The organism is Kribbella amoyensis (assembly GCF_007828865.1).
GTDB lineage: Bacteria > Actinomycetota > Actinomycetes > Propionibacteriales > Kribbellaceae > Kribbella > Kribbella amoyensis.
Window position 1 is genome coordinate 5761308 of record NZ_VIVK01000001.1, and the last position, 20914, is coordinate 5782221.

21 protein-coding genes are annotated in these 20914 nt (G+C 70.6%); 8 read left to right on the forward strand and 13 right to left on the reverse strand.

Going from position 1 to position 20914, the window contains the following annotated elements; translation table 11 throughout:
- Window positions 1-38: 38 nt before the first annotated feature.
- Window positions 39-434: a Rid family hydrolase gene (locus FB561_RS26930; RefSeq protein WP_145813401.1), complete on the forward strand. Its 396-nt coding sequence runs from the start codon at window positions 39-41 to the stop codon at window positions 432-434.
- Between the two features lie 105 nt (window positions 435-539).
- A complete protein-coding gene (locus FB561_RS26935) occupies window positions 540-1913 on the forward strand; it encodes an MFS transporter (RefSeq protein WP_145811397.1) in 1374 nt (457 codons plus the stop codon).
- Between the two features lie 111 nt (window positions 1914-2024).
- Here FB561_RS26935 and FB561_RS26940 read toward each other — a convergent pair whose 3' ends face one another.
- Genes FB561_RS26940 through FB561_RS26955 form a run of 4 tightly spaced genes read right to left on the reverse strand, consistent with a single transcriptional unit; the run spans window position 2025 to window position 5823 of the window.
- The gene (locus FB561_RS26940; protein WP_145811398.1) at window positions 2025-2570 is read right to left on the reverse strand and encodes a DUF5666 domain-containing protein; all 546 of its coding nucleotides are present in this window, start codon (window positions 2568-2570) and stop codon (window positions 2025-2027) included.
- Window positions 2571-2583: 13 nt separating this feature from the next.
- Complete coding sequence (locus tag FB561_RS26945) at window positions 2584-3813, reverse strand: ABC transporter permease (RefSeq protein WP_145811401.1); 1230 nt, start codon at window positions 3811-3813, stop codon at window positions 2584-2586.
- Window positions 3813-4505, reverse strand: a complete 693-nt coding sequence (locus tag FB561_RS26950) for an ABC transporter ATP-binding protein (protein ID WP_145813403.1) — start codon at window positions 4503-4505, stop codon at window positions 3813-3815. The genes FB561_RS26945 and FB561_RS26950 overlap by 1 nt, the downstream gene beginning before the upstream one ends.
- Window positions 4495-5823 (reverse strand): efflux RND transporter periplasmic adaptor subunit, encoded by a 1329-nt coding sequence (locus FB561_RS26955; protein WP_145811403.1) that lies wholly within the window; start codon window positions 5821-5823, stop codon window positions 4495-4497. The genes FB561_RS26950 and FB561_RS26955 overlap by 11 nt, the downstream gene beginning before the upstream one ends.
- 236 nt (window positions 5824-6059) lie before the next feature.
- Between FB561_RS26955 and FB561_RS26960 the strand changes: the two genes are divergently transcribed.
- The gene (locus tag FB561_RS26960; protein WP_145811405.1) at window positions 6060-6449 is read left to right on the forward strand and encodes an RNA polymerase-binding protein RbpA; all 390 of its coding nucleotides are present in this window, start codon (window positions 6060-6062) and stop codon (window positions 6447-6449) included.
- A 96-nt stretch (window positions 6450-6545) separates the two neighbouring features.
- Here the strand turns inward: FB561_RS26960 and FB561_RS26965 are convergent, their stop codons facing one another.
- The 8 genes from FB561_RS26965 to kdd all read right to left on the reverse strand — a co-directional run bounded on the left by FB561_RS26965 (window position 6546) and on the right by kdd (window position 15321).
- On the reverse strand, window positions 6546-7055 hold the full coding sequence (locus tag FB561_RS26965; RefSeq protein WP_145811407.1) for an FxsA family protein: 510 nt from the start codon (window positions 7053-7055) through the stop codon (window positions 6546-6548).
- Between the two features lie 3 nt (window positions 7056-7058).
- Entirely contained in the window at window positions 7059-7805 is a 747-nt protein-coding gene (locus FB561_RS26970; RefSeq protein ID WP_202880921.1) for a polyprenol monophosphomannose synthase, read from the reverse strand.
- Window positions 7806-7904: 99 nt separating this feature from the next.
- On the reverse strand, window positions 7905-9470 hold the full coding sequence (gene lnt / locus FB561_RS26975; protein WP_145811409.1) for an apolipoprotein N-acyltransferase: 1566 nt from the start codon (window positions 9468-9470) through the stop codon (window positions 7905-7907).
- A 495-nt stretch (window positions 9471-9965) separates the two neighbouring features.
- Window positions 9966-10355, reverse strand: coding sequence for a 3-aminobutyryl-CoA ammonia lyase (gene kal, locus FB561_RS26980; RefSeq protein ID WP_145811411.1), 390 nt, complete (start codon window positions 10353-10355; stop codon window positions 9966-9968).
- On the reverse strand, window positions 10352-11110 hold the full coding sequence (gene kamE / locus FB561_RS26985; protein WP_145811413.1) for a lysine 5,6-aminomutase subunit beta: 759 nt from the start codon (window positions 11108-11110) through the stop codon (window positions 10352-10354). Before kamE ends, kal begins: the two co-directional genes overlap by 4 nt.
- Window positions 11107-12675, reverse strand: a complete 1569-nt coding sequence (gene kamD, locus FB561_RS26990) for a lysine 5,6-aminomutase subunit alpha (protein ID WP_145811415.1) — start codon at window positions 12673-12675, stop codon at window positions 11107-11109. Before kamD ends, kamE begins: the two co-directional genes overlap by 4 nt.
- On the reverse strand, window positions 12672-14273 hold the full coding sequence (locus FB561_RS26995) for an amidohydrolase (RefSeq protein WP_145811418.1): 1602 nt from the start codon (window positions 14271-14273) through the stop codon (window positions 12672-12674). Before FB561_RS26995 ends, kamD begins: the two co-directional genes overlap by 4 nt.
- A gap of 4 nt (window positions 14274-14277) precedes the next feature.
- The gene (kdd, locus tag FB561_RS27000; RefSeq protein WP_145811420.1) at window positions 14278-15321 is read right to left on the reverse strand and encodes an L-erythro-3,5-diaminohexanoate dehydrogenase; all 1044 of its coding nucleotides are present in this window, start codon (window positions 15319-15321) and stop codon (window positions 14278-14280) included.
- Window positions 15322-15481: 160 nt separating this feature from the next.
- Here kdd and FB561_RS27005 point away from each other — a divergent pair, with 160 nt between their 5' ends.
- From FB561_RS27005 to FB561_RS27015, 3 genes are read left to right on the forward strand one after another with little or no spacing between them, the layout of a single operon-like run.
- Window positions 15482-16954 (forward strand): KamA family radical SAM protein, encoded by a 1473-nt coding sequence (locus FB561_RS27005; RefSeq protein WP_145811423.1) that lies wholly within the window; start codon window positions 15482-15484, stop codon window positions 16952-16954.
- A gap of 51 nt (window positions 16955-17005) precedes the next feature.
- Window positions 17006-17548, forward strand: a complete 543-nt coding sequence (locus FB561_RS27010; RefSeq protein WP_145811425.1) for an MOSC domain-containing protein — start codon at window positions 17006-17008, stop codon at window positions 17546-17548.
- A 60-nt stretch (window positions 17549-17608) separates the two neighbouring features.
- On the forward strand, window positions 17609-18244 hold the full coding sequence (locus FB561_RS27015) for a class I SAM-dependent methyltransferase (protein ID WP_145811427.1): 636 nt from the start codon (window positions 17609-17611) through the stop codon (window positions 18242-18244).
- Between the two features lie 11 nt (window positions 18245-18255).
- Here the strand turns inward: FB561_RS27015 and FB561_RS27020 are convergent, their stop codons facing one another.
- Window positions 18256-18696, reverse strand: a complete 441-nt coding sequence (locus FB561_RS27020) for an Lrp/AsnC family transcriptional regulator (RefSeq protein WP_145811429.1) — start codon at window positions 18694-18696, stop codon at window positions 18256-18258.
- A gap of 77 nt (window positions 18697-18773) precedes the next feature.
- On the opposite strand from FB561_RS27020, the gene FB561_RS27025 reads away from it, so the two are divergent.
- Both FB561_RS27025 and FB561_RS27030 read left to right on the forward strand, forming a co-directional pair.
- A complete protein-coding gene (locus tag FB561_RS27025) occupies window positions 18774-19700 on the forward strand; it encodes a 5'-3' exonuclease (protein WP_145813407.1) in 927 nt (308 codons plus the stop codon).
- Window positions 19697-20893, forward strand: a complete 1197-nt coding sequence (locus FB561_RS27030; RefSeq protein ID WP_145811430.1) for a M20 metallopeptidase family protein — start codon at window positions 19697-19699, stop codon at window positions 20891-20893. The genes FB561_RS27025 and FB561_RS27030 overlap by 4 nt, the downstream gene beginning before the upstream one ends.
- The last annotated feature ends 21 nt before the right edge of the window (window positions 20894-20914 follow it).

Below are 20914 nucleotides of genomic sequence, written 5' to 3' on the forward strand. Positions count from 1 at the left end.
GCACCAACAGCAACGCACCGAATGGAGCTGAAATGGCAGTGGAACGTACCGCGGTCAACCCGTGGCCGTGGTCGGTGGAGCTCGGGTACAACCAGGCAGAGGTGGTCACCGGGCACACCCGGACCCTGTACTGCTCCGGGCAGACCGCGATGAGCGCCGAAGGCAAACCGCAGCACCCGGACGACCTGGCGGCCCAGTTGGCCCTGAGCCTCGACAACCTGGAGACCGTACTCGGCGACGCCGGCCTGTCCCTCCCGAACGTCGTCCGGCTGACCGTCTACACCACGGACGTGGACCTGCTCTTCCAGCACTACGGCGTCCTGGCGTCGCGGTTGGGCCGCGTCGGCGTCGCACCGCCCACCACGATGCTCGGGGTGACCCGGCTCGCGCTCCCCGACCTGCTGGTCGAGCTCGAGGCCACCGCTGTCGCCTGACGTGAGGCCCCACCGCCGGCAGTCGGCAACACCGTCCGCCCCGAGCTACTGAAGTGTTATCGGGGATGTCACCTGCCGGCGGTTCGACCTGTCAGACTTCCGCGCATGGGATTGCTCTCCGCTCCGGCTGCGGTCGACTCGCGTGAGTACTGGGGCTTCAGCCTGTACGACTGGGCCAACTCCGGCTACGTCACCACCACCGGCACCGTGCTCTTCGCCCCGTACCTCACCTCGGTCGCCGAGACCGCCGCGTGCGGGCGGGTCGGAACGACCGACAATCCCTGCCGCACCAACCTGGAGATCCTCGGGCTCGGCGTCTCCCCCGGGTCGCTCGCGTTCTACGTCGTGACCGTCGCGACCCTGGTGTCCGCGCTCTTCCTGCCCGTGGTCGGCGCGATCGCGGACCGGACGCCGCGGAAGAAGCTGCTGATGTGCGGGTTCGCCTGGACCGGCGCGCTGGCCGCGAGCTGCATGGTGTTCGTCGCCGACGGCCGGTGGGCGCTCGGGGCGCTGTTGCTGTTCATCGGCAACCTGTGTCTGGGGTCCTCGCTGGTCGTCTACGACTCGATCTTGATCGACATCGCTCCACCCGACGACCGCGACGACGTGTCCTCGCGGGCGTGGGCGCTAGGGTACCTCGGTGGGTTCATCCTGCTCGCGATCAACCTCGGCGTCGTCACCGCGCACGACGCGCTCGGGATGAGCCAGAGCACCGCGGTCCGGTTGAGTCTGCTCAGTGCGGGGTTGTGGTGGGGCCTGTTCACGTTCATCCCGTTCGTGCGGCTCCGCAACCGTCCACCCGCCGCCGTCGTCCCGGTCCGTAGCGGCAGCCTGGTCCGGCAGAGCTTCGGCCAGCTCGCGGCCACGCTGAGGCACCTGCGCGCGTACCCGATGACGCTGCTGTTCCTGGTCGCGTACCTGTTCTTCAACGACGGGATCCAGACCGTCATCTCGGTCTCGTCCACCTACGGCGAGAAGCAGCTCGGGTTCGAGACGCAGGTGCTGATCGCGACGATCCTGCTGGTTCAGCTCGTCGCGTTCTTCGGCGCGCTCGCGTTCGGCCGGTTCGCCCGCCGGTACGGGTCGCAGCGCACGATCATGGGCGGCCTGGTCGTCTGGATGCTGATCGTGATCGCCGGATTCCTGCTGCCGGCCGGCCAGATCGTGCCGTTCCTCGCGATGGGCGTCGCGATCGGCATCGTCCTCGGCGGCACCCAGGCGCTGTCCCGGTCCGCGTTCAGCCAGTTGATCCCGAAGGGCCGCGAGGCGGAGTACTTCAGCCTGTACCAGGCCGGCGAGCGCGGTACCTCCTGGCTCGGCACCCTGGTCTTCGGCCTGGTCCACCAGATCACCGGTTCGTACCGCCCCGCGATCGTTGCCCTCGGCCTCTTCTTCCTGGTCGGCCTGGTCCTGCTCACCCGCGTCGACATGCGCCGCGGCATCGCCGAAGCCGGCAACACCCAACCGACCCTGGTCTGACCGGGCGGACCTCCAGCACTCATCAAGTCCACGGTGCAGTCGGGTTCCACGCTGGACGGAGGCCGACCACGGCATCCGCCCAGCGGTTGGGGAGTGGTGGAGGTCCGGGCCTCAGCGCGGTGACGCCGACGGGTTCGGGGTCCGGCCGAAGCCGCCGGCCGGGAGGTTGCCCTGCCGGATCGTGCGGGCGGTCAGGGTGCCGTCGGTGGTTTCGCCGCTGACGACGACCTGCTGGCCGGTCTTCAGGTCGGCCGCGGTGCCCTTGCTGGTGATCTCGTACGCCGTGTCGCCGGTGATCTTGACGGTCACGTCGCCGTTCTGGGTCTTCACCACCACCTGCTGGCCGGTCGCCGACACCACGGTCCCGATCGCCGCGTTCCCCCCTTGGCCACCCGGACCCTGGCCCGGACCGCCGCCTTGGCCGCGGAAGGTGCCGTACCCACCGAGGCCGCGACCGCCCGCTTGGGGCTGGGCCGAGTCGGAGGCGAACGCCGCGTGCAGGCCGGCGCCGCCGGCGAGACCGACCGCGAGGACGACGATCCCGGTCAGGATCGCGGTCGCCAGCGGCAGGTTGAGCGTCTGCTTCGGGCGCAGGGCGGCGTCGACCTCCTCGTCGGAGCCGATCTGGGCGAAATCGTCCGGGGACTGCGAGCTCATGGCTGGACCTTTCTCATTCGTGACGGAGGGCGTCGATGGGACGGAGACCGGCGGCCCGGTGCGCGGGCATGCTGCCGAAGAACAACCCGACGGCCGCGGACACGCCGAACGCGAGCGCGATCGACGACGGCACCAGCGCGGGCTGCACCCCGGCCAGCTGGAACCGGCTGACCACCAGCGCGGCGGCCACGCCGACCGCGCCGCCGAGCAGACTCAGCAAGGTGGCCTCGATCAGGAACTGGCCGAGGATCGCCCGCCGCCGCGCACCGAGCGCCTTGCGGATCCCGATCTCCCGGGTCCGTTCGGTGACCGTGACGAGCATGATGTTGGTGACCCCGATGCCGCCGACGATCAGGCTGATCGCGGCGACCGTGGCCAGCAGCGCGGTGAAGGTCGCCGCGGTGTCCTGGCTGGTCTGCAGGATCTGCGCGGAGTTGGTGATCCGGAACGGCGAGGGCTGGTTCGCCGGGACCTGGTGCCGGGCTGCGAGCAACTGGGTCACCTCGGCCTGGGCCAGGTCGACCCGGTCCTTGCCGGCCGCCTGGACGACCAGCTGGCTCAGTGCGCCGTACCCGGCCTGGGTCGCGCGCAGCGTGCTGATCGGCACGATCACGGCCGCGTTCGGATCGGCGAATCCGGTGCTGTCCTTGCTCGCCAGCACCCCGAGCACGGTGAAGTCGATCGCCCCCAGCTTGACCGTCTGGCCGACCGCGGCCGCCGGCCGGCCGAACAACTCCGACGCCGCCGTCTGACCGAGCAGGACCACGCGCCGGGACGAGTCCACGTCCTGCTGGGTGAACGAGCGGCCGGACCCGACCGGCGTGTTCGTGGCCGGCAGGTACTCCGGGGTCGTCCCGATCACCTGGTTGACGGTGTAGCTGGTGTCGCCGTTGGTCGCCGTACCGGAGCTCGTCATCACCGGCGCGACCGCGGCCACGTCGGGGGCGAGCCGCCGATCGGCCAGTGCTTCGGCGTCCTCCATCGACAGGGCGTACTGCTGCGCCGACGGGCCGGCCTGGCCGCGGACGAACCCGCCGCCCCCTCCCGTGGTCGAGACGGTGAGCAGGTTCGTCCCCATCGCCTCCAGCCGATCCTGCACCGCCTTCCCCGAACCGTTGCCAACCGCAACGAGGACGATGACCGCGCCGACGCCGATGGCGACCCCGAGTACGGTCAGCAGAGAGCGGAGCTTGTTCGCCCCGAGACCACGCAGCGCGGCCCCGAACAGATCGCGAGGTGACATCAGCGGGTCACCTCGTCGGCGACGATCCGGCCGTCGGACACCTGGATCAGCCGGCGCGCCCGCCGGGCCACCTCGTCCTCGTGCGTGATCACCACGACCGTGCGGCCGTCGGCGTTCAGCTCGTCGAACATGCCGAGCACCTCGTCGGTGGAGCGCGCATCCAGGTTCCCGGTCGGCTCGTCGGCCAGCAGGATCCGGGGGCCGGTTGCCAGCGCCCGGGCGATCGCTACCCGCTGCTGCTGACCACCGGACAGCTCATTCGGCCGGTGGTCCTCGCGATCGGCCAGGCCGACCAGTTCGAGTGCGCGACGAGCCCGCTGCCGCCGGTCGGTCCGGCGCAGGTGTGCGTACGTCAGCGGCAGCTCGACGTTCGCGAGCGCCGTGGTCCTTGGGATCAGGTTGAACGACTGGAAGACGAACCCGATCTTGCGGCCGCGGACGAGCGCTTGCTGATCCTCCGACAACCGGGCCACGTTCGTCCCGTCCAGCCAGTACTCGCCGCGGCTGGGGACGTCGAGACAGCCGAGGATGTTCATCAGCGTGGACTTGCCGGAGCCGGACGACCCCATCACCGCGACGTACTCGCCGGACCGGACCCGCAGCGACACCCCGCGCAGCGCGTGCACCGCGGTCTCGCCGGCTCCGTAGGTCTTGGTGACGTCCTTGATCTCGATCAGGGCGTCACCGGCCACGGTTCGCTCCCCCACCAAAGCCGCCCTGCCCGCCACCCTGGCCACCGGGGAGCTGACCACCCGGGAACTGCCCGGTCCGGCCCTGCCCACCCTGGCCCGCCGCCCCGGTGCCGATCGCGCCCTGCAGCAGCTGGATCTGCTCACCCTCGTCGAGTCCGGACGTGACCTGGGTGTAGCTGTCGCCGCGGACCCCGACCTGGACCTCGCGGCTCTGTCCGTCGGCCAGCGTCACGGTGTTCGTCGTCCCGCTGGTCGCGATCGCCATCGTCGGCACGTGCAGCGCGTTCGCCGCCTTCGCGGTCTGGACGGTGACGTTCGCGGTCTGCCCGATCCGCGCCTCGGCCGGGAGCTTGGCCAGGCTGAAGGTCGCCGAGTACGAGACCACGCCGTTCGTGGTGGTCGGGGTCGGCGAGACCGCGACCAGGGTGGCGGTCAATGTCCTGCCCGGGTCGGCGTTCAGCGTGACGGTGGACGCCTGCTCGGCCTTGATCTTGATCGCGTCCGCCTCCGGGAACGCGGCGACGACCTGCAGCGACTTCAGATCGGCGAGCTCGACGAACCCGCCGGTGGTGGTGGCTTGAGCTGAGGTCGAGCCTGAGCTCCCGGTCTGGCCGGACGAACCACCGGACCCTGACCCTGTACCTGAGCCTGATCCGCCGGCGACCGAGCCGACCGACCCGTTGACCGCGGTCACCGTGCCCGCGATCGGCGCCCGCAGCGTGGTCGCGTCGACGGCGGCCTGGGCGGCCTCGGCGTTCTGGTCCGCCTGCTCCTTGTCGGCCTTCGCCCGGGCCAGGCTCGCCTTCGCGTTCGTCACCACGATCGCCGGATCCTGGGTCTGCTGAGACTGGCCCTGTTGCTGACCTTGAGCAGGCGTCGGGCTCGGGCTGGACTCGGCCGCGTCCGCGGCTTCCTCGGCGTCGTCGAGCGACTCCTGCGCCGCCTCGACCGAGTTGTTCGCCGCGATCTGGTTCTGCTCGGCGATCCGGACCTGCCGCCGCGCCGCGGTGGCGTCGATCTTCGCGATCGCCGCGCCCTTGGCGACCACCTGGCCGACCTTCACGTACACCGCGGTCACGGTGCCCGCGGTCTCGAACTGCGGCGACGCCGACCGCGAGCTCTGCAGGGTGCCGCTCGAACTCACGCTCGCGGTCACGTCCCCGCGGGCCACGGCGACGGTCGGCCGCGCCGTCCTCGCGGCCTCGGACTCGTCGCGGAAGAACAGCAGGTAGGAGGTGACGGCGATGGCCAGGACGATCGCGACGAGGGCGACGTTGAGCAGGCTGAGGCCACGGAGCTTGTGGCGTGGGAGGACCATGGAGCCGCACGCTAGGGACGGTTGCTGAGGAATGGATCGGGGAATCCTGGCAACTGGCTGTGAAAAATTCGGGTCGACCCCGGTGTGGCTTGCGACACACAGTGATGTGTGTACGCCTGGTGACACCGGGTCATGACAGTTGTGTCAGGTGCGTACCGGGGGCTCGGGCATGCCAAAATGGGAATGATCCGGGTCGGCCGACCGTTGGCACGGATGACGAAACTCGGAGGTTTGACATGTCTAATCGCGTTCTGCGTGGTTCGGGGCTGGGTGGGGTCAGCTTCGAGGACGACCGTGGCGTCGAGTTCGCGCCGCGTCAGACGATCACGTACGACTGCCCACGCGGTCACGTGGTCGAGGTCACCATGGCGCACGACGCCGAGGTGCCCGCCGTCTGGGAGTGCCCGCACTGCGGCAACGAGGCCGCCCGTTCCACCGGTGAGAAGCCGGAGCCGAAGCAGGAGAAGCCGGCCCGCACCCACTGGGACATGCTGCGCGAGCGGCGCAGCATCTCGGAGCTGGAGGAGCTGCTCGCCGAGCGCGTGCAACTGCTCCGCAACGGCGAGATCGGCCCGGCCCACCTCCACCGCAACCGCCCCACCGGCGGCGGCAAGCGCACAGCCTGACAGCATCGAACGGGCCGTCCACCGCACTACGCGGCGGACGGCCCGTTCGTCATGTCCGGAACAACCGGCCGGCTCCCCCGCTGGAGCCGTGGCCGGCTACTTGTCCTGCTTCTTGTCGGGGTCGACGACCTCGCCCTGGACGATGTCCTCGTTGCGGCGCCGCTGGGCCTCGGCCTGCTCGGCGGTCGGCGGCTTGTAGCCGCCTGGCATGAAGCCGGTGATCGGATTGCCGCCGAGCTGGGCGACGATCCGGCGGCCGAGGATCGCCGCCAGCACCCGCCGGGCGAGCGGCCGGGTGAACGGGAGCACGAAGAAGAAGCCGAAGACGTCGGTGACGAATCCCGGCGCCAGCAGCAGCGTGCCGCCGACCAGGATCAGCGCCGCGTCGGCCAGCTCCTTGCCCGGCATCCGCGCGGTCTGGAAGGACGTCTGCAACGCGTTCCAGGCACGGCGGCCCTCACGCTTGATCAGCCAGGCCCCGAGCGCGCTCTCCACCAGCAACAGCCCGACCGTCGGCCAGCCACCGATCACCTGACCGATCTGGATGATCACGAAGATCTCCACGATCGGCACCACCAGCAACGCCACTGCCACGAACCACGGCATCGGTCACCCCTTCCCGGCCGCGCCGAACAGGCCCTTGACCTGCTGGGCGCGGTGCGCCAGGCCCCACCGGCCGACCCGGGCCATCGCCTCGAGCACGATCGCCTGCGACATCTTGGACTTGCCGCGTTCCCGCTCGACGAAGGTGATCGGCACCTCCACCACCCGGAACCCGGCCTTCAGCGCCCGCCAGGCCAGGTCGACCTGGAAGCAGTACCCCGCGGACGCCACCTGGTCGAGGCCGAGCCCCTCCAGCGTCTCCCGGCGGAACGCGCGGTACCCGCCGGTCGCGTCGCGCAGCGGGATGCCGAGCGCGATCCGGGTGTAGATGTTGCCGCCCCGGCTGAGGATCTCCCGCGACTTCGGCCAGTTCTCGACCGCGCCACCGCGGACGTACCGCGACCCGAGGACGAGGTCCGCGTCACGCAGTGCGTCCAGCAACCGGTCCAGCTGCTCCGGCTGGTGCGAACCGTCCGCGTCGTGCTCGACCAGGACGCCGTACCCGTGCTCGAGACCCCAGCGGAAGCCCGCGATGTACGCAGCGCCGAGGCCCTCCTTGCCCTGCCGGTGCAGGACGTGGACGTGGTCGTCACCGGCGGCCAGCTTGTCGGCCAGCTCCCCGGTGCCGTCGGGCGAGTTGTCGTCGGCGATCAGGACGTGCGCCTCCGGCACGGCGGCGCGGAGCCGGCCGACGATCGGTTCGAGGTTCTCGGCCTCGTTGTAGGTCGGGATGATCACCAGGATCTCGCCCAGTTCGGCCCAGCGGGACCCGCTGGTCCCGGGCTGGTCGGGGTGTCCGTCCGGCGTGCTCACTGCTGTTGCCTCTCCTCGCGTCGTCCCGGCGGCCGCGGGTCAGGCCGGGATCTTCTCCCGGCTCGGCGTCGCGGCCGGCGGCGTCCCCGGGTCGGGGTCGGTCCGCCGGCGCCGGGACACCAGCGCCACCACTGCTCCCATGATCCCCAGCCCGGTCAAGATCCACTGCGGCCAGCCGCCGAGCCGGGTGGCCAGGGTATGGGCATCGCGGGCCGGAACCGAGGCGACATACACGTCCGGGACGAACTGGCCCGACTTGTGCTCGACGGTCCCGTCCGGCCGGACCACCCCGGAGATCCCGGAGGTGGACGCGATCAGCACGGTCCGGCCGGTCTCGATCGCGCGCATCCGGGTGATCGCGAACTGCTGCTCGGGCTGGCCGGTCCCGCCGTAGGTGGCGTTGTTCGTCTGCACCACGAGGATCTGGGCGCCGCCTTTCATCACGTCCGACACCACGTCGTCGTACGCGACCTCGAAGCAGATCACGTCGCCGTAGGTGACCCCGTTGATCGGCAGCACCCCAGGCACCTTGCCGGGCGCGGTCTGCCGGCCGACCATCTCCAGCCGCTTGATGTACGGCAGCAGCTGCTCGCGGAACGGGATGTACTCGCCGAACGGAACCGGGTGCCGCTTCGCGTAGACCTGGCCGGGACCCGTCACCGGATCCCAGACGACCCCGGTGGTCTGACGCTCGTTGTCACCCGGACCCTCGAGCACGGCGCCGACCAGGATCGGTACGCCGACGGCCTTGACCGCCTGCTCGATGTCGGCCTTGGTCTCGGGATCCCGGAACGGGTCGATGTCGGTGGAGTTCTCCGGCCAGATGACGATGTCGGGCTTCACCTGGGACCCGGCCTTGACGCGCTCCTGCAGCTCCAGCGTCGCGGCCAGGTGGTTGCGGGTCACGGTCCGGGCCCGGCCGAGGAACTCCAGGCCCTTGCCCGGCACGTTGCCCTGCACCATCGCGGCCGTCACGGTCTTGCCGTTGCCCGCCGTGTCCAGCGAGATCAGCGCGCTGCCGCCCACGATCGCCACCCCGGCGACCAGGGCGACCACCCGCAGACCGAGCTTGCTGCGCCGCCGGAGCACGGCGTACGCCAGGACGCCGAGCAACGCGATCGCGAAGCTGAGGCCGGGGATCCCGACCAGGGAAGCGAGCTTGCCGACCGGCGAGTCGGCGAACGCCCAGGCCAGCCGGCCCCACGGGAACCCGCCGAAAGGCACCGAAGCGGTCGCGTACTCCGTGGCCACCCACAGGCACGGAATCCACAGCATCCACAGTCTGTGCCTGAGCGCCTGGCTCGCGAACGCGCCGAACACCGCGTAGAACAAGCCCTCCAGGATCGCCAGCGCGATCGCGGCGTCGCCGCCGATGACACTGAGCCAGGGCACCAGGACCGAGTAGTAGGTGATCCCGAAGCCGGCACCGATCAGGATGCCGGCCTTCACCGAGACTCCGTCGAGGGTGGCGAGGAAGAGCGGGACGGCAACCACGGCGAGCCAGGGATAGTCGTGCGGCTCGAAGGCCAGACCGAGCAGGGCGCCGGCCCCGATCGCGACGACCAGTCGGGGCAGCAGACGTCCGAACGCCCTCAGCCGATCCACTCAGGCACCTCCTGGCCTCACCGTCCGGCCGGGTGCCGGTCGCATGACGGTACAACGAAGGTATCCGTCACGGCCAAGGCGCGGTCAGAGTCCAGAGAGGAAAGAGGCTCGGCGGCCCTTCGGACCAACCGACGAAGTCGCTGGATGCGATCCGCCCGGCTGTTGTCTACTGGGCACCGAGCCTCTTCCACCTCTGCCCCGCGGGGGGCTAACCACCGGCGATCTCAGCCCCCGTCGACTCAGGCCTGGCACTGGCCTGGTCAGCGTCGCGGGATCATCCGGTAGCCGAACTTCTGGTTCCCGTCGGAGAAACGGGAGATGACGACCCCCAAAACGATGCTCGCTCCCGACGACGGTGTCAACCTCTCCAGGGTCTCCTTCAAAGCGTTGTAACACATTTGCCCCGGCTCCTTGTTCAACGGCCGATCCGGGCCGATGTCACGTTACAGAGCCGTCTCGGCACTCCACGTGATCGTTACCCAGGGCAACTAATTGTCACCGGACCGGAACGACGACCGTCCCGGTGGCGCGGGTGATCGGCAACGGCGGGTCCACGACCTCGGCCGCCGACTCCGACACGTCCGGCCGGCCCCGGCAGACCACGGCCGCGGCGAACTCGATCTCCCTGCTCCGGTTGCCGACCCGGGTGATCGTCGCCGTCACCTCGACCACGTCGCCGGCCCGCAACGGCTGCAGGAACTGCACGTCGGAGTAGGAGGCGAACAGCCCTTCGTCCCCGTCGGCCTGGATACACACCTCGGTCGCCACGTCACCGAACAACCCGAGCACGTACGCCCCGTCGACCAGGTGGCCGGCGTAGTGCGCGTGGCTGTACGGCACGTACCGGCGGTGGGTGACGGTGAGACCGACCTCGGCCTTGGTCATGCGGTTCTCCTGTTCGGCGTCCGGGTACGTCGGGTGACCAGGGCGTCGACCAGGTAGCTGGCCACCTCGCCCGGGGTGGTGCCGCGGCCGAACACCCGGTCCACGCCGAGTTCGGCCGCCATCTGCTCGGTAAAACGGGGGCCTCCGGCAACCAATACCGGGCGGGTGTGCTCCGGGTACGCCTCCCGGAAAGCGGCCGACATCTCCTTGGTGTTCAGCACGTGCGCCTCCCGCTGGGTGACCACCTGCGAGACCAGGATCGCGTCCGCCTTCTCCGCCTTCGCGCGCCGCACCAGCTCCGGGACCGCGACCTGGGCGCCGAGGTTGACCACCTTGAGCTCGCGGTAGTACTCCAGGCCCTTCTCCCCCGCGAAGCCCTTGATGTTCATGATCGCGTCGATCCCGACGGTGTGCGCGTCGGTCCCGATACAGGCACCGACCACGGTCAGCCGGCGGCGCAGTCCCTTGCGGATGGCGAGGTTCGCCTCCTTCGGCGACAGCAGCGGGTAGTCCCGCTCGATCACCTCGACCTTGCTCGGGTCGACCAGGTGGTGCACCGGTCCGTAGACGACGAAGAAGGTGAAGTCCGGGCCCATCGGTTTGCTGTGCACGACGAGCGCGGGGTCGATGCCCATCTTGTTCGCCAGTTGCACGGCGGCGCCCTCGGCCCGCTTGTCGTGCGGGATCGGCAACGTGAACGACAGCTGCACCATCCCGTCGCCGGTGGTGTCGCCGTACGGCCTGATGATGCTCACTGGCCCTCCTCCAGCAGCTCGATCGCGGGGTTGTAGTACGCGTCGGAGCGTTTCGCCACGCCCTCGAGACCACGGCCGGCGTCCTGCGGGCGGCGCATCAGGCCGAAGGTGCCGTCGCCGATCGCGTTCAGCAGACCGTCGTCGACGATCTCCTCCAGCAGCTCGACCGACTCGGCCAGTACCTGCCGGGCGCGCTGGGCGATGAAGCCGCTGGGCTCCGGCCGGAAGTCCTCGTGCAGGTTGCCCGCGGCCCCCAGGACGTAGCGGACGTTCTGCAGGGCCAGGTCGCGGTCGGAGATCCACGGCGTGACCACGGCCTCGGTCATCATCCCGACCAACAGGATGCCCTGCCCAGTCATCGCACCGGCCAGGTTGAAGAACCCGTCCAGCAGGTATCCGCGGAAGACGTCGCCGGTCATGTGCCGGGTCGGCGGCATCCACTTCAAGGGCGCGTCCGGGAACAGCTGGCGGGCCAGCATCGCGTGCGCCAGTTCGAGCCGGAACGAGTCGGGCAGGTCCGGGTTGATCTCGAACGCGTGCCCGAGCCCGAGCTGCCAGTCGGCCAGCCCGGCCTCCTTCGCGAAGTACTCGTTCAGCAACTGGGACACCGTGACCGTGTGCGCGGCGTCGACGGCGTCCGCGGTGGTCAGGTAGTTGTCCTCGCCGGTGTTGATGATGATCCCCGCGCGGGCGTGGATCTGCCGGCTGAACCGCTGGTCGACGAAGGTGCGGATCGGGTTGATGTCGCGGAAGAGGATGCCGTACATCGAGTCGTTCAGCATCATGTCCAGCCGTTCCAGGCCGGCCAGCGTCGCGATCTCCGGCATGCACAGCCCGGACGCGTAGTTGGTCAGCCGGACGTAGCGGCCGAGCTCCTTGGACGACTCGTCCAGCGCGGCCCGCATCAGCCGGAAGTTCTCCTGGGTCGCGTACGTCCCGGCGAAGCCCTCGCGGGTCGCGCCCTCGGGGACGTAGTCGAGCAGGGACTGCCCGGTCGAGCGGATCACCGCGATGATGTCGGCGCCCTCACGCGCGGCCGCCTGGGCCTGCGGGATGTCCTCGTAGATGTCGCCGGTCGCCACGATCAGGTAGATCCACGGCCGCTGCTCGGGATCGCCGTGCCGCTTGACCAACCGGTCGCGCTCCCGCCGGCGGGCGTCCACCCGCCGCATCCCGGCGGTCGCGGCCTTCCGGGCCGCCGAGCGCGCGCGGACCGCGTCCCGGCCCTCGGGCAGCCGGAACGTGACCGAGCCGGAGGCCGCCTTCTGGGCGAGGACGGACAGGTCCTCGGCCTCACCGCGGACCAGGGCGCCCCAGACCGGCAGGGCGAGACCGTGTTCCAGGCCGACGTCGGCGCGCACGGTGTCCGCGAGCCGGTTCACCCACGGGATGCCTTCGCTGTCGGCGCCGGTCAGCCCGGCCAGCCGCAGTACGGCTCGCTCGACCGAGACCGTGGTGTGCTGCCGGGCCAGGTTGACGATCGGCCGGCCGGCCTTGCGGGCCAGGCTGCGCGCCTTCCGCACGGTGACCGGGTCGAGGTCGAGCTTCTTCACTGCACGGGTCACGACGACCATCCTTCGGAGTCGTACACGAGCCGCCCGCCCACGGAGGTCCGCAGACAGGTCGGCACAGGAGCCTGGTCACTGAGGTCTGGCAGCACCGGTACGCCGGCGCGCGGGTCCGTCGACCACGCCGCGACGCGCTCGTCCGGCGTCTGCACGACGAGGTCGGCGTCGCTCTCCCAGACCGCGTACGTCGCCGCGGTCCCGGGGGCGAGCACGCCGGCGTCGTCGATCCCGGCCGCCCGCCAACCACCGCGGGTGTGGGCCTGGAACGCGGCCCGGACGGTGATCCGCTCGGCCGGGCTGTGATGGAACGCGGCCGCCCGGACGGCCTCCCAGCCACCGAGCTCGGTGACCGGCGCGTCGGAGCCGAAGGCCAGCACGACCCCGGACCGGGCCAGCGAACCGAACGGGTTCATCCCCTGCCAGCGGTCGCCGACACGCTCGGCGTACATGTCGTCCGGTCCGCCCCACAGTGCGTCGAACATCGGCTGCACACTCGCGACGACACCACACCGCGCGAGGGTGGCGATCGCGGCCTCGTCGACCATCTCGACGTGCTCCAGCCGGTGCCGGGCGGCGACGAGCTCCTGCACGCCGACCTTCTCGGCGGCCAGCTCGAACCCGCGCGCGATGTTGTCCAGGGCAACATCTCCGATGCAGTGGAAGCCCGCCTGCACGTTCTTCTCGGTACACGCGATCACGTGCTCGGCGATCTGCTCGGCCGTCAGGTACGCGTGACCGCGGTGGCCCGGGCGGTCGGCGTACGGCTCCCGCAGTGCCGCGGTCCGCGATCCCAGGGCGCCGTCGGCGTTCAGGTCGCCCGCGAGCCCGGCGAGGCCGTACTCGGTGACGTTGTCGAAGACGCCCCTCTCACCCCAGTACAGGGTGGCCGCCAGACCGAGCTCGTCGGCGGCCTGGCGGACCAGCGGTAGTTCCCAGAGCGGGCCGATGTGCGGTGCGGCCATCTCGTGGAAGGCGCCGATCCCCTTGGCCGCCATCGCGCGGACGGCGGCTCGCGCGTACTCCAGTCGCTGGTCGGCGGTCACGAGCTCGCTCAGCGCGTCCCGGACGGCGTGGTTCGCGTCCCGCTCGACCCGGCCGGTGCTGTCGTACCCCTCGCGCCCCGCGAGCCCGTCGACCGCGGCCGCCAGCGAGGACGAGATGACGCCCGAATGACCGTCCACCCGGGACAGGTAGACGCGCCGTCCAGCAGCGGCCCGGTCCAGCTCCTCCGCGGTGGGCGGCCGGCCCTCGGGCCACTTCGTCTCGTCCCAGCCCGCGCCGTCGATCACGGCGTCGGGCGCCAGCGTCGCGGCGTACGCGGCGAGCCGGTCGAGCGCTTCGGTGAGGCTGGTCGTGCCGATGAGGTCGAGCCCGGTCAGCAGCGCCCCGGTCTGCGCGGCGTGTACGTGCGCGTCGACGAACGCGGGCGTGACCAGCTTGCCGCGCAGGTCGATCACCTCGTCCGCGCCGTTCGCGTACGACGCCGCGCCGGTGTCGTCGCCGAGCCAGGTGACCACGCCGTCGTCGATCGCGATCGAGGTCGCGTGGGGGTCGGCGGGAGAGTAGACGGAACCGTTCGTCAGAAGTGTGCGCACAGGCCTAATCCTCCGCCAGCCTGCTGTCGAACAGACCACGGACACCCGGCTCGCTCCGCAACAGGTCGAGCGCGAAGTCGGCGTGACCCGGGACGTACCCGTTGCCGACCAGCATCGTGACGTCGGCAGCGAGCCCTTCGGCACCGAGTGCGGCGGCGGAGAACGAGGTGGCCATCGAGAAGAAGATCACCGTCCCGCCGGCCGCCGTGGCGAGGACCGCGCCGTGCTCGCACCCGGGGACGTCGACGCAGACCACGGTGATGTCCGCCGGTCCCCCGGCCTCCTCGACCGCCTGGGCCAGCGCGACCGGATCCCGCGCGTCGGCGAGCGCGACCACGTCGGCCAGTCCGGCCGCGGTCAGGGTCTCCCTTTCACGCTCGACCGGCACGACGCCGATCGTCCTGGCCGCACCGGCCTGCCGGGCCGCGGCCAGCGAGAGTGAGCCACTTTTCCCTGCGCCGCCAATAACTGACACGACAGGTTTTGTGCCTTTGTCGACATACTGGCGGACCACCCGGGCGGTCAGAGCGGGCGCGCCACACACGTCCATCACGGCCAGCGAGAGCTCGGGCCGCAGGTCGTCGGGCAGCTTGGCGACGATCGAGCGGGCGAACAGGATCGCGGTCCCCTCGGCCGGGACCTGCTCACCCTGGCCGTCCCAGCGGGCCAGGCCGTCGGTGATCCGCAGCGGCGTCAGGGTCAGCGACACCAAAGTGGCGACCCGATCCCCCGGCTGCAGCCCGAGCGGCGACTCCGGGCCGACCTCGTCGACGACGCCGACCAGCATGCCGCCGGACCCGGTGACCGGGTTCTGCATCTTGCCGCGCTGCTCGACGATGCCGAGCACGGCCTCGCGGACCGCGGCCCCGTCGTGACCGTGCGCCTCGGCGAGCTGACGGTACGAGGCCGCGTCCAGGTTCAGCCGCTCGACGGCGATCCGGACCTCGTCCGGCCACAGCTGCGGGCGCGCGTCCAGCCGCGCCGCGGCCTGCGGCAGCACGCCGGCCGGCTCGAGTACGCGGTGCAGTCCGACTGGGCTTGACGTCACGGGTCCTCCTCGACTCTCCAGGCTCCGAGATGAGCCGGGCAAAATACTACTGATTGCCCACCTCGGAGGAAATCTTGCGGCATACTCACGGATGTGAGAGAAGTTCTCTTGTTATCCTCACATGAGACCGTAATGCCCGTGGAGCCCCCGGAGGACTCTCGTGACTGATCTGATCAGCCCGGAACGCGCCGTTCCGGAGCCTGCCGACCACCTCGGCGGCCAGCCGTACGCGTACCAGCGGGTGGAGCTGGTCGAGCCGGACTGGACCCGGCTGCCCGGCTGGAAGGACGTCACGGCGGAGGAATGGCGCTCGGTGCAGTGGCAGCGCGCCCACTGCGTGAAGAACGTCAAGCAGTTGCGCGCCGTGATGGGCGACCTGCTCGAGGACCGCGTCTACGAGGACCTGGAGCGCGACCAGGCCGAGCGGGCGACGATGTCGATGCTGCTGCCCCCGCAGATGCTGAACACGATCGTGCCGAACGGAGCGGACAACTACACCGAGGCGTTCTACGCCGACCCGGTCCGCCGGTACATGCTGCCGCTGTTCACCGACCGCCGCAGCGACTGGCCGTCGCACCCGCACGCGACCCGGGACTCCCTGCACGAACACGAGATGTGGGCCACGGAGGGGTTGACCCACCGCTACCCGACCAAGGTTCTCGCCGAGATCCTGCCGACGTGCCCGCAGTACTGCGGGCACTGCACCCGGATGGACCTGGTCGGTAACTCGACGCCGGTGATCGACAAGCTGAAGTTCGTCACCAAGCCGCAGCAGCGGCTCGACGACATGCTCGACTACCTGCGCCGGACGCCGGGTGTCCGCGACGTCGTCGTCTCCGGCGGCGACGTCGCGAACATGCCGTGGCCACGGCTGGAGTCGTTCCTCACCAGCCTGCTGGAGATCGAGAACATCCGCGACATCCGGCTCGCCACCAAGGCGCTGATGGGGATGCCGCAGCACTGGCTGTCCGACGACGTCCGGGCCGGCGTCGAGCGGGTGGCGCGGATCGGCCGCGAGCGCGGCGTGATGATCGCCATGCACACCCACGTGAACGCGGCCCAGTCGGTCACCCCACTGGTGGCCGAGGCGACGAAGGCGATGTTCGAGGCGGGGCTGCGCGACGTCCGGAACCAGGGCGTCCTGATGCGCGGCGTCAACGATTCGGTCCCGCAACTGCTGGACCTGTGCTTCGCCCTGCTCGACGGCGCCACGATCACGCCGTACTACTTCTACATGTGCGACATGATCCCGTTCTCGGAGCACTGGCGGGTGTCGGTGAAGGACGCCCAGCATCTCCAGCACGGCATCCTCGGGTACCTGCCCGGTTTCGCCACCCCGCGGATCGTCTGCGACGTGCCGTACGTCGGCAAGCGCTGGGTCCACCAGCTGTCCGACTACGACGAGGTCCGCGGCATCTCGTACTGGAAGAAGAACTACCGCACCGGTATCGAGGTCACCGATCCCGAGGCGCTCAACCGGACGTACGAGTACTACGACCCGATCGACTCGCTCCCGGCCGAGGGCCAGGACTGGTGGCGTCAGCACGCCGGCGACACCCTCGCCGAGGCCACCGCCCGGGCGGCCGCTTCCCGTGACGCCGCCGAGGCGCAGAAGCTGCTCCAGATCGGCTGATCACCCGGGCCGCCTTCTCCGGGCCTGCATCCGGCCCGGAGAATGGCCGGCATGGGTGCATCCGTGGTCGCAGTGAGCCGGGACGACCGGCACAGCTTCAGCAAGCCGGTCGCCGACTCGATCACCTTGATCGCCGGGTACGGGATCGAGGGCGACGCGCACGCCGGGACGACCGTCCAGCACCTCCACCTGGTCCGCACCGATCCGCACCGGCCGAACCTCCGCCAGGTGCACCTGATGGAGGCCGAGTTCCTGGCCGAGCTGGCCGGGCTCGGGCACGAGGTGCAGCCGGGTCAGCTCGGTGAGAACGTGACCACCCACGGGATCGACCTGCTCGGACTCCCGCAGGGCGCGTTGCTCCGCCTCGGCCCCGAGGCGGTCGTCGAAGCCACCGGGCTCCGCGCTCCCTGCTCGCAGATCAACGGCCTCGGCGCCGGGCTGCTGAAACTCATGGTCCGCAAGAACCTGGACGGTTCCGTCACCCGCCGGGCCGGCCTGATGTCGATCGTGCGGACCGGTGGCGTCGTGCACCCGGACGACCCGATCGAGATCGAGTACCCCGCCGGCGACCACGTCCCGCTCGACTTCGTCTGACGCCGCAGCGGCCCGGTGCCGGTGGGTACTGGGCGCGGTCGGGCGGCTACGCTTCCGTGGGTGACTGATCACCTGGCGGCCACGAGGTCTTCGTACGACAACGTGGCGGGTGCCTACCACGAGTTGGTGAAGGACCGGATGGCGGGGAATCCGCTGGAGCGGGCCATGCTGGTCGCGTTCGCCGAGCTGACCGGGGACCCGATCGTCGACGTCGGCTGCGGGGGCGGCCGGACCACCGGGTTCCTGAAGGCGGCCGGCTGCGACGTGTCCGGGATCGACCTGTCCCCGAAGATGGTCGAGCTGGCCCGCGCGAACCATCCCGGCATCCTGTTCGAGGTGGGATCGATGGCCGACCTCGACTACCGCGACGGCGCCCTCGGCGGCCTGCTCGCCTGGTACTCGATCTCGCACATCCCCCAGGACGAGCTGCCCGCGGTGTTCAAGGAGTTCCGCCGCGTCCTCCGGCCGGGTGGACGGGTCCTGATCGGGACCCACTTCGGCGCGGACGAGACCCTGCAACCACGCAAGGCGTACGGCGTCGCGGTCAGCTACACCGCGTACCTGTACCGGCCCGAGGTGATCGTGGGAGCCCTGGCCGAAGCCGGTCTCACCCTGACCGCGCAACTGACCGAGCCGGGGATCCGGCCGGACCGCGGGTACGCCGCCTTCTTCGCGCAGAAGGCGGACCCGGCCTAGATGGAGCGGGCCTAGAGCGCGGGTGGCCGGCGTTCGTACGGCGTGCTGAGGACGATCGTGGTCGTGGTGGAGACGTTGGCGCGGCCGCGGATCACCGCGAGCAGCTCCTCCAGCGCGGCCGGGGTCGCCACCCGGACGATCAGCACGTAACTGGAATCGCCCGCCACCGAGTAGCAGGACTCGATCTCGGGGACGTCGCGCAGCCGCTCCGGCGAGTCGTCCGGCTGGGACGGGTCGATCGGCCGGATCGAGATCAGCGCCGTCAGCGGCAGGCCGAGCGCGTCGTGGTCGATGGTTGCCGAGTACCCCAGGATCAGGCCGCGTTGCTCGAGCCGCTTCACCCGCTGGTGCACGGCGGACGTCGACAGGCCGGTCGCCTTGCCGAGGTCGGTGAAGCTCATCCGGCCGTCCGAGGCGAGCAGCCCGACGATCTTGCGGTCCAGTTCCTCCACGGGCATGACCCTACTGCCCAGCGCCTTCGGCATGAAAGCATCGCCCCATGGCTGAGACGACCACCCCCCAGCGGCTGATGCTGCTCGACACCGCGTCGCTGTACTTCCGCGCCTTCTTCGGTGTGCCGGACACGATGAAGGCCGCCGACGGGACGCCCACCAACGCGATCCGCGGCCTGCTCGACTTCATCGCCCGGCTGGTCGAGAACCACCGGCCGACGCATCTGGTGGCGTGCTGGGACGACAACTGGCGGCCGTCCTGGCGGGTCGAGCTGATCCCGTCGTACAAGGCGCAGCGGGTCGAGTTCGTCACCTCCGGCGGCGACCAGGTCGAGGACGTCCCGGACCGGCTGGAGGTCCAGGTGCCCTACATCCGGGCCTGCCTGGAGGCGCTCGGCATCGCCATCGTCGGGGCCGCCGACCACGAGGCCGACGACGTGATCGGCACCCTGTCCCACCAGGCCACGATGCCGGTGGACGTGGTGACCGGGGACCGTGACCTGTTCCAGCTGATCGACGACGCCCGCGGGATCCGGGTGATCTACACCGCCGCCCGCGGGGTCGGCCGGGCCGAGGTGTACGACGAGAAGGCGCTGCTGGCCAAGTACGACATCCCCGCCAACCGGTACGCCGACTTCGCGACGCTCCGCGGTGACGCCTCCGACGGCCTGCCCGGCGTGAAGGGGGTCGGCGAGAAGACGGCCGCGTCGCTGGTCACGGCGTACGGCGACCTGGCCGCGATCCGGACGGCGGCCGCGGATCCGTCGACGCCGATGTCGGCCTCGGTGAAGCGGAAGATCCTGGACGCGAGCGACTACCTGGACGTGGCGCCGAAGGTCGTTGCCGTGGCCAAGGACGCGCCGGTCGGGACGTTCGACGCCACCCTGCCGGCCGAGGTGCACGACCCGCAGCGCTGGCTCGACTTGGTCGAGTTGCTCGAGCTCGGCAGCAGCGCCCAGCGGGTGATGGCCGCCCTCGACCTCGGCCCCAAGGACCAGGCGTGAGCAGCACCGTCGCTCTGGCCGAGCGGTTCCGCACCGAGATCGTCGAGCTGCGCCGCGCCCTGCACCAGGTTCCCGAGTACGACCTGGACCTGCCGAAGACCCAGGCCCTGGTCCTCGCGGCTCTGGACGGCCTCGACCTGGAGATCACGCTCGGCAAGGAGCTGTCCTCGGTCACCGCGGTCCTGCGGGGCGGTGGCGGGCCAGGTCCGGTCGTGCTGCTGCGCGGCGACATGGACGCGCTGCCCGTGACCGAGCGGACGGACGTCCCGTTCCGCTCCCAGCACGCCGGGATGATGCATGCCTGCGGCCACGATCTGCACGTGGCCGGCCTGGTCGGCGCGGCCAAGATCCTGCACGAACTGCGCGACGAGCTGGCCGGCGACGTGGTCTTCATGTTCCAGCCGGGCGAGGAGACCACCGGCGGCGCACCGATCATGATCCGCGAGGGCGTCCTCGACGCGGCCGGGCGCCGGGCGGACGCCGCCTACGGCCTGCACGTCGGGTCCGCGGTCGAGCCGCTGGGGATGTGGAGCAGCCGGCCCGGTTCTTTCATGGCCGCGGCCGACCAGCTGCACGTCCGCGTCGTGGGCGCGGGCACGCACGGATCCACTCCGTACCGCGGCAAGGACCCGATCCCGGTCGCCTGTGAGATGGTCGGCGCGCTGCAGACCATGATCACGCGGCAGTTCGACGTGTTCGACCCGGTCGTCCTGACGGTCGGCCGGATCGCCGGCGGCACGAAGGAGAACATCATCCCGGACGAGGCCGTCTTCGACGCCACCGTCCGGACCTTCTCCGAACAGTCGCGCAGCAAGATCCAGCGGACCTCGGTCCAGCTGGTCGAGTCGCTCGCGGCCGCGCACGGGCTGACCGCCGAGGTGGAGTACCAGATCGGCTATCCGGTCACCGTCAACAACCCGGACGAGTACCGGTTCGCGCGGGACGTCATCGTCGACCTGTTCGGCCCGGAGCGCTTCCGTGAACGACCCAACCCGCGGTGCGGCGCCGAGGACATGTCGTACGTCCTCAACGAGGTCCCCGGCGTCTACCTGAACCTCAGCGCCTGCGCCGCCGCGGATCCCGCCCTCGCCGCCGACAACCACTCCCCGCTCGCCGACTTCGACGACTCGGTCCTGCCGGACGGGTCAGCACTCCTGGCCGAGCTCGCAGTACGCCGGCTCGCGCGCGGCTGACCCCGCCCGCTCTCGGGGCGA

What these genes read in the sequence shown, in the direction of transcription:
- FB561_RS26935 (WP_145811397.1), top strand. Translation starts at nt 540, where the DNA reads ATGGGATTGCTCTCCGCTCCGGCTGCGGTCGACTCGCGTGAGTACTGG.
- FB561_RS26940 (WP_145811398.1), bottom strand. Translation starts at nt 2,570, where the DNA reads ATGAGCTCGCAGTCCCCGGACGATTTCGCCCAGATCGGCTCCGACGAG.
- FB561_RS26945 (WP_145811401.1), bottom strand. Translation starts at nt 3,813, where the DNA reads ATGTCACCTCGCGATCTGTTCGGGGCCGCGCTGCGTGGTCTCGGGGCG.
- FB561_RS26955 (WP_145811403.1), bottom strand. Translation starts at nt 5,823, where the DNA reads ATGGTCCTCCCACGCCACAAGCTCCGTGGCCTCAGCCTGCTCAACGTC.
- FB561_RS26960 (WP_145811405.1), top strand. Translation starts at nt 6,060, where the DNA reads ATGTCTAATCGCGTTCTGCGTGGTTCGGGGCTGGGTGGGGTCAGCTTC.
- FB561_RS26965 (WP_145811407.1), bottom strand. Translation starts at nt 7,055, where the DNA reads ATGCCGTGGTTCGTGGCAGTGGCGTTGCTGGTGGTGCCGATCGTGGAG.
- kal (WP_145811411.1), bottom strand. Translation starts at nt 10,355, where the DNA reads ATGACCAAGGCCGAGGTCGGTCTCACCGTCACCCACCGCCGGTACGTG.
- FB561_RS27010 (WP_145811425.1), top strand. Translation starts at nt 17,006, where the DNA reads ATGGGTGCATCCGTGGTCGCAGTGAGCCGGGACGACCGGCACAGCTTC.
- FB561_RS27025 (WP_145813407.1), top strand. Translation starts at nt 18,774, where the DNA reads ATGCTGCTCGACACCGCGTCGCTGTACTTCCGCGCCTTCTTCGGTGTG.